8 protein-coding genes are annotated in these 13,698 nt (G+C 39.7%); 7 read left to right on the plus strand and 1 reads right to left on the minus strand.

Annotation, left to right across the window (positions count from 1 at the left end; all coding sequences use genetic code 11):
• Window positions 1-5 precede the first annotated feature (5 nt).
• The 3 genes from SPICA_RS06845 to SPICA_RS06855 are packed head-to-tail and all read left to right on the plus strand — an operon-like array spanning window position 6 to window position 7,438.
• Window positions 6-4,388, plus strand: coding sequence for a translocation/assembly module TamB domain-containing protein (locus SPICA_RS06845; RefSeq protein ID WP_083819875.1), 4,383 nt, complete (start codon window positions 6-8; stop codon window positions 4,386-4,388).
• Window positions 4,389-4,406: 18 nt separating this feature from the next.
• Window positions 4,407-6,887 (plus strand): outer membrane protein assembly factor BamA, encoded by a 2,481-nt coding sequence (bamA, locus tag SPICA_RS06850; protein ID WP_013968803.1) that lies wholly within the window; start codon window positions 4,407-4,409, stop codon window positions 6,885-6,887.
• A 17-nt stretch (window positions 6,888-6,904) separates the two neighbouring features.
• Window positions 6,905-7,438, plus strand: a complete 534-nt coding sequence (locus SPICA_RS06855) for an OmpH/Skp family outer membrane protein (protein WP_013968804.1) — start codon at window positions 6,905-6,907, stop codon at window positions 7,436-7,438.
• A gap of 73 nt (window positions 7,439-7,511) precedes the next feature.
• On the opposite strand, the gene SPICA_RS06860 is transcribed toward SPICA_RS06855, so the two are convergent.
• On the minus strand, window positions 7,512-8,000 hold the full coding sequence (locus tag SPICA_RS06860; RefSeq protein WP_013968805.1) for an STAS domain-containing protein: 489 nt from the start codon (window positions 7,998-8,000) through the stop codon (window positions 7,512-7,514).
• Window positions 8,001-8,081: 81 nt separating this feature from the next.
• Between SPICA_RS06860 and mutS the strand changes: the two genes are divergently transcribed.
• The 4 genes from mutS to nusA all read left to right on the plus strand — a co-directional run bounded on the left by mutS (window position 8,082) and on the right by nusA (window position 13,694).
• Window positions 8,082-10,754, plus strand: a complete 2,673-nt coding sequence (mutS, locus tag SPICA_RS06865) for a DNA mismatch repair protein MutS (RefSeq protein WP_013968806.1) — start codon at window positions 8,082-8,084, stop codon at window positions 10,752-10,754.
• A 110-nt stretch (window positions 10,755-10,864) separates the two neighbouring features.
• Entirely contained in the window at window positions 10,865-11,635 is a 771-nt protein-coding gene (locus tag SPICA_RS06870; RefSeq protein ID WP_041396173.1) for a ComF family protein, read from the plus strand.
• A 122-nt stretch (window positions 11,636-11,757) separates the two neighbouring features.
• Complete coding sequence (locus tag SPICA_RS06875; protein WP_013968808.1) at window positions 11,758-12,222, plus strand: ribosome assembly cofactor RimP; 465 nt, start codon at window positions 11,758-11,760, stop codon at window positions 12,220-12,222.
• Window positions 12,222-13,694 carry a transcription termination factor NusA gene (gene nusA, locus SPICA_RS06880; RefSeq protein WP_013968809.1) on the plus strand — a complete coding sequence of 491 codons (1,473 nt, stop codon included), beginning with the start codon at window positions 12,222-12,224 and terminating at the stop codon, window positions 13,692-13,694. Before SPICA_RS06875 ends, nusA begins: the two co-directional genes overlap by 1 nt.
• The last annotated feature ends 4 nt before the right edge of the window (window positions 13,695-13,698 follow it).

Raw genomic sequence — 13,698 nt, forward strand, 5'->3', positions numbered from 1 at the left:
TAAATATGGAGTCAGCAAGAGTGGTAGCAACAGGTAAAATAAGAAAACTATTAACTGAGTTTTTCCTCTTTTTCATAGTTCTTATTTTGCTGATATTTTTTGTTTTTTTGGTCAAACAAGGGTTAATGCAGCTTTCAAAAGAAATACAAAATTCAATTCTTGAGCAACTAGAACAGCAATATACCATACATCTATCCTATCGATCTTTGGGTCCATCACTGTTTGCAACCATAGATATACGGGATTTAGAGATTCGATCAAAAGAAGATAATCATCCTATAATCAAGGTTAAACGGATAAGAATTGGCTATTCCTTATTCCAATTAGTACGGGGCAACGTTATTGAAAGTTTTCAGTCTTTACGCTTGGAAAAGCCGCTTATTGCAATCGATATGGAAAGAGATCAGTTCTTATTACAGAGGGTGTTTAAAACCCAAAACAATCAAAAAAGTAGTCCCCCCTCTCTTATTAAATTATTGAGTGAAATTTCTTTTAAAAAAGGGATTCAAATTCGGTTGATAAATGGAGAATTGCATTTTTCCTCTGCAACAACAGATTTCAAAGTACAACAAATATCGCTTAATGGAAGGGTTCTGAAAGATGAATTTCAGGTTAAAAGTAAACTTACTATGGTTATGCTTTGTCCAGAATTATCCACAGAACAAATAAGCAGTTCCTTAGAGATTCAGGGTGCTCTTTCATTACGAACCCTATCTGGCTCCTTACAAGCCAGACTTGCACAGCTAAAGACTACGTTATTTACGATAAAAACCATAGGAATACAGGCTAATTTTACCAGTGAAAAGCTTAATTTATATAAACTGAGGGATTTTCTTCCCTATAATTTTGAGATTATATATAATGTAAACGAAAAAAAAATTGAAGGTAGTGTTGAATTTGCAGATTTTACTCCAAACATGTTGATAAATGGGGCTTCTGCATGGACTCATGTTGCACCCTGGTTAACTGCAACGTGTTCAGGTTCAATACAATTTAATTATACTTTAGGGAATGATGTCCATTATAAAGTGTCTGTTAACGCTCTAACTCCTTTTCCTTGGGTGGATACTAGGGCTCAGATTAATATCTCTGGAATTGGATCCCAGATACATATCCAGGATATAACATTACATTCCAATAGGGGTACTATCAAGTATTCTGGAGATATAAATCTGCAAATGAAAAATATTACTGGAAATGTTACAATTCAAAAAGTCCTCAGTCCTACCAATATTCCTATCGATGGAACCTTTACCATTACTACACAGGGATCGGATTACTATATTTTTGGCGAATCCTTAACGCTCGGAGAAGCTCAATTTTCTGCTGTAGATGCTCATATCAATCAGAATGGCAAATACTATACCTGGGATATTTCGGCTCTTCATTTTATCGATGAAACATCCTACGAAAATGTACGGGTTGCGAGAATATTCTCTGATGGTATTTTTGATCCTTCAGATTTTTTATTTCAGGGTACTTTTAAAATTGATGGTTTAGAACTATCAGTTATATATAACGATATTGTACAAGCTTTTATTGGTAGTTTACCACAGATTTCCAAAGAAAGCTTAGAGCCATGGGCTGCTACAACAGAATTATTTGTAACTTATAATGGCAAACATATTTCTTACTCATCCCCACGACTTATTCTTTATAATCAAAACGACAATATGGCTGCTATTATCGCCTCTATTGCCGGGACTGAACACCAAATTAATATTCAAAATGGACAAATTTTGTTAAAGCAATTGCAGTTGTATTTTAACAGTAACCTAGACTTTACAGATATCAATTCAATTAAAATTGATACAAACCTAACCTATGAAAAAGTAGTCTATTCGGTATTGATTGAGGTATTAGACCTAAATACCATTACATTACAGGGTTCTTATGGTCTAACAGGGTCTTTTATACGTATTACCGATGGTTCGTGGTCTGGATTTTGCAAATCTGATACCATTCCAATTCCTATAGAATCATACCGGATGCTGCTGTCTTTTGATATAGACTTTAAATTTCTTGATCCAAAACAGTGGAATTTACAATTACATAAGTTGGTCCTCTCAGATATACCCAATTTTAACAAACAACCTTTTTCAGTAAGTTGCACCGGGGAAGCTAATCCTCAAGGGATCCAACTTCAAAATGTTACATATCAAGATAGTGGTGGTATATTATCGGGAATATTTACAGCATCATGGGAACACAATTTTACCAACATTGTTATAATATCTCGTCTATCGGATATACAAAATAGTGAGCGGTATGAAATTACTCTAAAAGGCTTAGCTTCTGGTGAATTGGAAGGGCGTTTTTATGTTTCGCGAGCAAATTTAAATCGATTTTACGTAACCTCTTTTAACCCAATCTTCACCGGTGAACTACGGTTTATTTGGAGTTCCATAGATAATTTCAGTATAGATTGGAAAATTGCCTCTTTAAAAGCACGACTGTTTGATCAGGATACTCTTGTTTCATCTTCTGGATCTTTAAGTCCCGAGGGGTTAGAAATATCTAATACAACTATTGCCTATGGGGATTTACAAGTTGATATTAATAATCTTGAACTTAACAGAATACAAAAGACCTTAAGTATGAACTCTCGTATAAGAGGTATTTTATTATCCCGATCAATAGATATTTATAATAAGGTGGATTTACATTTTTCTGACGTGCCCACAGTACAAGCATTATTGCAACAACCATTGCAACCCTTATCTTATGAGGGGTCGATAGTCGTTACACAGGGTTTTTATGATCGTTGGCATATCGATCAGCCAATTCCCTTAGCAGTAACTGCTCAAGGTGGGGCTTTTTCATTTCGAGGCGGACAAAATAATGCAATACGAGCTGAATTAGGTACCGATGGCGCATTTTATCTCGCCTTTTCACAGCCTTTACCATTACGAGGAGCTATAACTGGCTCATTAAACAAGGGGATGATTGATGCAAAAACTAATAAATTATATGTAGATGTGAGCGCCCTTTGGGGATTACTGCCTAAGAACTTTCCACTTCAGATAACTAGTGGTTTTGCAACGGTTACAGTAGATATAAAAGGGCCAATTACTGATCCCTTATTATATGGTACTGCCTCAGCATCGAGTGTTCGCATGGCAATACCTGATTGGATTCAAGAAGAATTGGGGCCTACGGATGTAACCATCACCTTTCAAGATACTAGTATGAATTTCACACCCGTCCTTTTACCTGTTGGTAAAGGAAAAGCATCAGTAAAGGGATCGATGATTTTTGAACGCTGGTTACCGAGTAATTATTTCTTTCAGATTGCCGTAAAAGAGCCGGAAGCAATCTTGTTTAAAACGGATCTTTTGGGTATTAAAGCCAAAGGTAAAACCTGGGGAATTCTTGATATAAAGTCTGAAGATGGGCTGTTTTCTGTGACAGGTGATCTAGCAGTTTCTGAAACTCTTATTATGTACTCAGGGAATCAGTCTACTGAAAACTTGGATATCGCTAGTCCCTTTGCAATCGAATCTTTGATTACATTAAGAACTGGCAAAAAAGTAGAATTTATATGGCCAAATACCAATTTCCCAATACTTCGCGCCTATAGTGATTTAGGTTCAATAATCCAAATTAAAAGCAATTCAGAAACAAGAAAATATTCTGTTAAAGGAAATGTAAACTTAAGGGGAGGTGAAGTTTTTTATTTCCAACGTAGTTTTTATATACGTAGTGGTCAACTTACATTTAATGAAAATGAAATCCGTTTTGATCCTCGTGTAGCTCTTCGAGCAGAAATAAGAGATAGACTTAACAGCAGTCCAGTCATAATTTCATTAATCATTGATAATGCACCCTTAAGTAACTTTTCACCTCGCTTTTTATCAGATCCACCCCTATCTCAGGTTGATATTTTTGCCTTGTTAGGTCAAAATGTGACTGGTACTTCTATTAATAATCAAGAGAAAAGCTTCCAAGATGCGGTTCTTAATGCCTCATCGGATGTTATTGCTCAATTTAACGTGGTACGTTCCTTTGAGCAGGATATACGTGAATCTTTAAATCTAGATATGTTTTCAATTAGAACCCAAATTCTTCAAAACACTATTTTACAGGCCTCAGGACTCGTAGACAGGCCTGTTGACAGGACAAGCAGCCTAGGCAACTATTTTGATAATACTACATTATATGTAGGAAAATACTTTGGACCTGATTTTTTTGTTCATTCTATGGTATCTTTACGGTATAATTCAGATAATGAAAATACGTTACTAGGGGGATTAACAATAGAACCGGAAATTGGAGCTGAGTTACGCAGTCCCTTGTTTACAATAAATTGGAATTTTGTACCCAAAGAGGGGGATCGTTTGTTTATAAACAGCCAGTCAGTTACTATAAGTTGGAAATGGTCATTTTAATATTTATAAGGAGCATCGATGCGTAAACAAATCATTGTAGTATTACTCACCATCTTGGCCATGTTTGCTTTTGGTCAACAGACCGAAGATTGGTATGTAGGAAAACCTATAAAAAACATCACCTTTGAAGGGCTTAGACATGTAAAAACTACTGAATTAGAGGGTATTACCGACCCCTATATTGGAAGAATTTTCACTGATGCGTTGTTTTGGGAATTACAAGGTCGCTTATATGCACTAGAATACTTTGATATGATTTCCCCAAGTGCTATACCAGTCGATCAGACTGGTTCTGCAGTCATTTTAAAATTCAAAGTTAAGGAAAAGCCGGTTATTAGTCGCATAGATTTTGAAGGTAACAATGGTATTCGGCGAAATGAATTGCTAGATGTTATATCGACAAAAACAGATGATGTTGTCAGTCAAATAAAAATTAGAGCTGATGAACAGGCTATTAAAAATAAATATCTAGAAAAAGGATTTCCTGATGTAAAAGTTTCTAGTCATACAAGTGAAGGAAAGGATGCAACGGTAAAATTAACCTTTACCATTGATGAAGGTGAAAAAATCGCTCTTGAATCTATCCAATTCGAAGGGAATACGGTCTTTTCTGAACGAACGCTCAGAAGTGTTCTTTCGTTAAAAACAAAATCCCTTTTAAATGATGGTGCATTTCAAGAAGCAAAACTTCTAGCAGATCAACAGGCCCTTGTACAATATTATCAAGACCGTGGTTATATTGATGCACGGATTATCGATACGGTTCGCCAGATTCGTAAGGATGAACAGAACCGAAACCTTATGAGTATTACCTTTAAGATCTTTGAAGGGAAGGCTTATACCTTAGGTACGATAGAGTTTGAAGGGAATAAGATATTTCCAACAAGCCAATTGGAGAAACTCATTTATTCAAAAAAAGGTCAAGTCGTAAGTATTAAAAAGCTAGAAGCAGATTTACAGCGGGTTGCAGATCTTTATTATGAAAATGGCTATATATTTAATACGATAAGTAGAAAGGAAATTCGTGATGAGAATACTGGCACTATTTCTTATAAAGTAAGTATTATTGAACGAACTCGAGCACATATAGAGAATATCATTATTAGAGGAAATAAAAAAACCAAAGAGTCAGTTATATTGCGAGAGATTCCCCTTGAACCTGGTGATATCTTTTCTAAAACAAAAGTTATGGATGGGCTTCGCAACCTCTATAATTTACAATATTTTTCTGCAATTACTCCCGAAACACCTCCAGGTAGTGCGGATAACCTGATGAATCTGGTATTCAATGTCGAAGAACAGCCTACCGCGGATATACAATTTGGGCTTACTTTTTCTGGATCCTCAGACCCTAATGCCTTTCCCATTTCTGGCTTGATTAAGCTCAATGATCGCAATTTTATGGGTAACGGCGACCAGGCAAGTTTTGAGCTTAATGGATCACCGGATACTCAAAGTGTTTCTCTTTCTTATTCAAAACGTTGGCTCTTTGGATTACCTCTTTCTGGAAGTTTTGACTTGAGTCTTAGTCATGCTCAGAAGACCGCTCTCATGGATAATTTCGCTCCCTATTTTAATGGTGATGAATCCTATGCATTTCCCGATGGTTTTGAATCTTATGAAGACTATATAGACGCTAATAAAGTAGCTCCAAAAAGTTATCAAATGAAATATGACCAATGGAAAATTTCTCTAGGATTCTCTACGGGTTATCGTTTTAGTACCCTTGCTGGAATCCTTGGTGTTGGTGGCGGTATGCGTATTGGCTTGGTGCAAAATACCTATGATAGTGACTTATATCGCCCCTTTGATCCTGTATTACGGGAGTTGAATAATAAATGGACTCCGTCGAATGTACTATGGGGGACGGTATCCCTTGACCAGCGAGATATTTATTATGACCCTTCAAAGGGGTATTATGCAATGCAGCGCCTTGGCATATATGGCATTTTACCTATAGAACAGGAACATTATCTTCGTACCGATACCAAAGCCGAGGTCTTTACCACATTGTTTGCTCTTCCTGTTTCAGATTCCTTTACCTTTAAGACTGTCTTCGGTATTCACTCTGGATTGTCCTTCATTTTACCGCAACAGTTTAATCAAGAACCGGTTGTTCAGGATTCTAATAAATTAGTTATTGATGGAATGTTTACTGCCCGTGGTTGGTATAGTATGAGGTACAGCTATGGCTTAGCCCTTTGGGAAAACTGGGCAGAACTTCGGATTCCCCTTGCGGCAAATATACTTGCCTGGGACTGGTTTATAGATGCGGCGGCGGTTAAAGATGATTGGTATGCATTGATGAACGACCTTTCCATCGAAGATTTCCGTTTTAGTTTAGGTGGTGGACTTCGCTTTACTATTCCCCAATTTCCCTTCCGTTTTAGTTTAGCAAAGCGTTTCCAAGTCGTAGATAATAAGATCCAATGGATTGACGGTGGTATTGGCAGTTGGGGACTCGATTTTGTAATTTCCTTTGCCCTATCAACCTATTAATAAAGGAGACCAATGAAATGGAAAAAAAACATATTTTACCATGTGTTGTCTTGTTGTTAATAGCAACAATGGGGGTCTCAGCTCAGCAATTAACACGGTTTGCTGTGGTGGATCTTCCTAAAATTTATACTGTTTTTTTTAAAGATTCCAAAGCGGTTCGAGACTTTGAAGAACGAAGTGCCCGTGTACAGGCTGACATTGATAAAATGAATAATGAAATACAGACTCTGCAAAAAAATCGTTTAGATGCAGTTAATGCCGGTGATCAGCAAAAAGTTCTGTCCCTCGATAACGAAATTTATAAGAAAACAGAATATCTTAAAGAGTATTATCGTATTAAAACCGCTGAGCTCGAAGAGCAACGAAAAAAACTAACCCAATCGGATAGCTTTTTAAAACAGGTTTACGATGAAATTCGAATTGTTGCAGAAAGTGATGGCTATAGCATGGTGTTAAATCTTAAAGAGTCAAGTGGTATCCTTTGGTACAGCCCTACGGTAGATATAACCGATAAGGTTATCAATAACCTTCTCACCAAGGCTGGCCGATAGATTATTACAACAGTTCTTCTGAACTTTTTTGTTTATTAAAAAAGCCCAGCAACAAGCTGGGCTTTTTTCTTGTTTATGGTTCCTGTTCTTTCTGATTTTTTAGCACCGAGTGGAGGGCCGCAAATTTTTTCTTGTTCTCTTCTGAGAGTTCCATGAGATTTTCATGGCTGTGTAATAACAAATCTACATTAGCAGTTTTTGTTTGGTTTATGTTTATCATATCTTTTGGGAAGGGTACCGGATCTTCAAGAATATCTACCAAAGAAGTCAGGCCTAACCCTTCCATTAACCCCTTTGCAGTGGAAGAGGGGCACACAATGGTAATCCGCTTTTTCATTAACTTAAGCATCCGTTTATTAAACCCTACAAGGAGTCCCATGAATGTGGAATCCATATAATCACATGCAGAAAGATCTATATAAAAGGCTTCTAAAGGGTGTCCCTGTTCAAAGCGGTTAAATATTAATTCTCTAAGGTCTGCACAGAGTATAGCCGTAATATGTCCTTCGCCCTTGAGATAGAGGCGCTGATTTTCCTCTTTGTAGTATAACGCTTCTGCCACCGTGTGCTCCTTTTCTTACACAAAAAATCACAATCACTCCATGTTGTACTTTAAAGCATAGTGCTCTATAATGCAACTCCCATGGCAGAATCTAGTCCTATGATTGAACAATATCGCCGTATCAAAAAAGAGTACCGAGAAATGGTGCTTTTTTTCAGACTTGGCGATTTTTATGAGATGTTTGCCGAGGATGCTCTAGAAGTATCCTCCCTGCTCAATTTAACCCTTACAAGCCGTAATGGATTACCTATGTGTGGTGTGCCCTACCATGCCTCTCGCAGTTATATTGCACGACTACTTAGATTGGGAAAAAAAATCGCTATCTGTGAACAACTTACAGAACCTGGCCGTGGCAGAGGGCTTATTGAACGTCAAGTTGTAGAGGTAATTACACCTGGTACTACCGTAGATGATGACTTTCTCGAAAAAGGAGCTGCCAATTATCTCGCGGCCCTTGCTCAATATGGTACTTTTTTTTCTTTTGCTTATATCGATATATCTACTGCAGATTTTTGGGCTACATCATTCCCATCTGAAGGTGCCGAAGAACGGATACGTCGTGAAATTGAACGGGTACAGCCTAAGGAAATAATTGTTCAGGAATCCCTGCTTGAATCTCACCGGTATGTACAGGAATCAATTCTTGAACGTCCTGGATTAGTGGTAAACCGATGGGCCGATTGGCTCTTTGACCTGGACCGAAGCCGAAAACGGCTAGAACAACAGTTTGGAACTGCAAATCTTAAGGCATTTAATCTCCTGGACAAGTCTCCTGAAATTATCTCCGCTGGTGTACTTCTCGTATATATTGATGATACAGCTCGAAGTGTGTTACCCCATCTTAAACAGCTGCATCGATATGGTGATGAAGAATTTGTTGGTATTGATGAGGCCTCCCAGAAAAACCTAGAATTGGTACGGAATATGCGGGATGGGGACGTGCATTTTTCGCTTGTTGAAGTCATGGACCATACAAAGACCTCCATGGGTCGTAGGCTTCTATATTGGCGAATCCTACATCCTATTCGAAATGTAATGGCTATAGAAAAGCGACTTTCAATGGTCGAGATGCTCTATCATCGTCAAGATCTCCTATCTAAAATTAGGGAATACCTTAGTCATGCCTCAGATCTAGAACGACTTGCTTCGCGGCTTGCTATGGACAAGGCCCATGGTAAAGATTTAGTAGCCCTCCGTACTTCTTTATCAGTATTTGAGAACTTGTCCCAATTATTAAAGGAGTGTCAGATCCCAAGTGAATATGGGGATGCTCCTGATAACACAGCACTGCAGAAACTGATAGCTCTTAAGAATGAATTGGAGCAGGCTATCCTCGATGACCCATCAATTCTTCTTACCGAAGGGAATCTTATCAGGCCAGGCTACAGTAAGGAGCTTGATGAGCTGCAAAACCTTAAAAATAATGGACGCCAGATGCTTGAAGCCTACCTAGAAGAAGAGCGGCAGATTACCGGCATTAACACCTTAAAAATAAAATATAACCGTCTTATTGGTTATTATTTTGAAGTAACAAAATCTAATCTTTCCCTTGTACCACCCCATTTTATTCGTCGACAGGGTGTTGTGGGGGGGGAACGATACACCACTGACCGTCTTGCAGCTCTGGAGGCCGAAATTAATGGTGCGTCTGACCGTATTATCGAGCTGGAAAAAAAACTTTTTCTCGAAATTCGCCAGCGTGCAAAAACATTGATAAATGAGTTAGGTGCTGCAGGTCGAAGAATGGCTGAGCTTGACGTATGTCAAAGCTTAGCTCGAGCTGCCACTGCCTATGGTTGGACTCGACCTCAGGTCACCTATGAACAAAAACTTCATATTATCGAGGGGCGTCATCCAGTGGTTGAGGCACATCTGCCCCGAGGCGAATTTATTCCCAATGACATCATATTGGATACGAAAGGAATCGCCTTTGCTCTTATAACCGGTCCTAACATGGCTGGTAAATCTACCTATCTTCGGCAGACCGCCCTGATTACTCTAATGGCCCAGATAGGCAGTTTTGTACCAGCCCGAGAAGCTCACATCGGTATTGTAGATAAAATATTCTGTAGGGTTGGAGCTTCGGATAATGTAGCCCGGGGTGAATCTACTTTCCTGGTAGAAATGAATGAAACCGCTAATATCCTTCATGGAGCAACCACTCAGAGTCTTGTTATTATGGATGAAGTAGGCCGTGGTACGGGCACAAATGACGGTCTTTCTATTGCTTGGGCAGTATGTGAAGAACTACTAGAACATATTCAGTGTAGAACCCTCTTTGCCACTCATTACCATGAACTTTCCCGGATTGAGCATCCACGGCTTGCCAATCGTTCAATGGAAGTTCTAGAACAGGATGGTAGGATTTTGTTTCTCAGAAAGCTAAAAGAGGGGGCTACTGAAGAATCTTATGGTCTTTTTGTTGCTCAGCTAGCAGGTCTTCCTGAACGGGTCCTTACAAGGGCTGCCCAGATTATGGATCGACTTCGTCGACAGGAGAGTGAATTAAAAATTCAGCTAGCGACTATGACCTTACCACTACCAGAAACCCTTCAGAAATCGTCAGCCGAACCCCCAAGTCCCGATAACAATGTGACAATTATCAAAGAGCTTCTTAATCTCGATCTTGACCGTATAACGCCCCTCGAAGCGTTGGCCCGTCTATATACTTGGAAAGAAAACCTAGTATCTGCTTCCAATAGACCAAAAAAACAAAAAGCAGCCAGCCGCTCACTCTTCGGAGAGGATCTGTGATGATACTGTAATATAGAGAGCTTGCATATATGATGTTTCTAAGGCCTTGAAATTTCTTTTAATGGGAATCCATGTATAAGCAATATCTCACATTTCTCTGTACTGGGTGTATGAATAAATATATTGAGATCTTAGGTGCATTATTACGGGAGTTATGTTTTGAAAGGGGCTGTGTGCTTTGTGATCGTCCCCTTGTAGAACAAGGAGAATATTTATATGGACTCTGTCTCGATTGTCAAAAGGAATTGACATTAGATTTCACCATAGATTCCCGCTGTCCCCATTGTGGTAGGCCCCTCATTTCAGAGCAAACAAGTTGTATGACCTGTAGACAGCATGAATCACCTCCACAGGACATAGCATTAGCCTTGTATCCGTATCTTGGAAAAGCAAAGAAGATGCTCGAGTCCTACAAGTTCAATAAAAACATTCAATTAGCATGGTTTCTAGTTAATTGCCTTGATCAGGCTGTTCAATATCTTGCTGGAATTGGCTATCATTTCGATGCTTGGGTTCCCGTCCCATCAAGTCCTGGTAAACTTAAACAAAAGGGTTGGGATCACATCATTACCCTGTCATTATATCTTGATAAACTGAGAAAACAAAAGTTACATCGTGCCACGGGTGCAAATCCCCCGGAACAAAACATGCCTGTTATTACATGTCTGGAACGGCTTCCCTCAGAAAGTCAAAAAAAACTACATCGAACAGAACGGACTATCAATCTAAATGGTAAAATTCGTTGTATTGATGTAGTTCCAAAGCGAGTCCTTTTGTTTGACGATGTTATGACCACAGGTAGCACACTGAGAGTCTGTGCAAAGGCTCTAAAAGAGGGGGGTGCAGAATTAGTAGGAACTGTTGTACTGTTTTATGATTAGTTTTGATATTAGGTGCGATAGTTGACAAAGAATATAGGAAAAGGTACATTAGAACCGTCATTCGACCAATTATATAGAAAAAAAGGAGTCGTTCGAACGACTCCTTTTTTGTAGGTGGAGCCGTGCATTATAGTCCGAGAAAGGAAGATCCCCTCTTTGATGCTTTAAATCCTGTTGTTCAGGGTCTTGGTATGTCCATCGTAGAACTTTCTGTGTCAAAACAACGGGGTAAAACCCAAATTCGGCTTACGGTTACGAAAAAAGGTGTGGTCGGTGTGGGTGATTGTTCCCGGGTTCATCATGCGATTGTGCCCCGGCTGGAACTGGCCTTTCCCGGGGAGGATCTCTATATCGAAGTGGCTTCCCCTGGTATAGATAGAACCATTAAAGATGCCTCCGAATTCCAATTATACATTGGTCGGGGTGTACGGTGTTATCGTACTGATATATCAGATTGGACCGCAGGAATTATCCTGGAAGCGGACGATCATCACCTGGTGTTACGAGGAGCAAAGGGTACTGTGGAACTATCCTATGATAGTATTGCAAAGGCAAAATTAGATTATTCGCAGGAGGTTGAAGACTGATGGCATCGGATATGTCCGAAGCGATCCGCCAACTGGTTCAGGATCGTGGTATTTCAGAGGAGTTGGTCCTTAAAACCATCGAGAACACCCTCCTGGCAGCATACAAACGCCGGTTTGGTACTGCTGACAATGCGGTTGTTCGATTTAATGACGATTATACAAAGGTTTCAATTTTTGCAAAGAAAAAGATTGTAGACGGTGTGTACGATCCGGTTTGTGAAATTGACCTGGAAGAAGCCCGGGAACTGGATCCGGAAGCAGAAATTGGAGATGAACTGCTCATCGAAATTGATCCTAAAGAATTCGACCGGATTGCGGTGCAAAGCGCAAAACAGACCGCCCATCAATCTATCCGGGAAATCCAGAAGGACAGCCTCTATTCAGAATTCAAGGATAAGGTTGGTGAAATCATCATCGGCTATTATCAGCGGGAACGGAATGGGACCATTTATGTAGATCTTGGCAAGGTAGAAGGCATTCTTCCGAAGAAATATCAGTCACCCCGGGAAGTATACCGGGTTAATGACCGCATCAAGGCCCTGATTGTAGAAGTCTCCAAGGGCCCAACGGGACTCCAGGTAGTTCTATCCCGAACTCATACGGACTTTGTAAAGGCCATATTTGAACTTGAAGTTCCCGAAATCTACGACAAGACTGTGGAAATTCACAAGATTGTACGGGAACCTGGGTATCGGACCAAGATTGCGGTGTATTCAAACCGGGATGATGTCGACCCTGTGGGAGCCTGTGTAGGACTCAAGGGCGTACGTATTCAGGCTATCATTAAAGAACTGGAAGGCGAAAAAATTGATATTCTGAAATACGATCCGGATCCGCGGCGTTTCATTAAAAATGCCCTCTCTCCTGCAGAAGTTAAGGATGTCATTATCCTTGATGAGGCAAAACGTCAGGCTCTGGCCATCGTGGCCGATTCCCAGTTCTCCCTTGCGATCGGCAAAACGGGACAGAATGTCCGTCTGGCCAACCGTCTTGTAGACTGGAATATCGATGTCAAAACCGAATCCCAGTACGAGGAAATGGATATTTCCTCTGAATCCCGCAGGGCTGTGTCACAGCTCTTCGGTGAAGAATCAGCTTATGAAGAGGAATTCAGCCGGATTGCCGATCTTCCTGGGGTTAAACCGGAAGTGGTCAATCTGCTCTTGGAAAATGATATTGAGTATATCGAAGACTTCCTTGAACTGTCTGATGAACAGCTTGCAAATATCAAGGGACTTTCAGAACAAGATCTGGCAGACTTACGCAGAATAATTGAAGAAAACGTAGAAATCATCGAAGAAGATGAAAACTACGAAGAAGATATTGTTCAGGAAGAGGCTCAGGAAGCTTCTCCTGAAGAAGTAGAAGAAGAGTATCAGTGTCCCGAATGCGGAGCAAAAATAACTCTTGATATGACCAGTTGTCCTAACTGTGGTATCGGGTTAAGCTTCGAATACGAGGATCAAGAGTAAAAGG

The sequence above is a fragment of the Gracilinema caldarium DSM 7334 genome, assembly GCF_000219725.1.
GTDB classification, from domain to species: Bacteria; Spirochaetota; Spirochaetia; order Treponematales; family Breznakiellaceae; genus Gracilinema; species Gracilinema caldarium.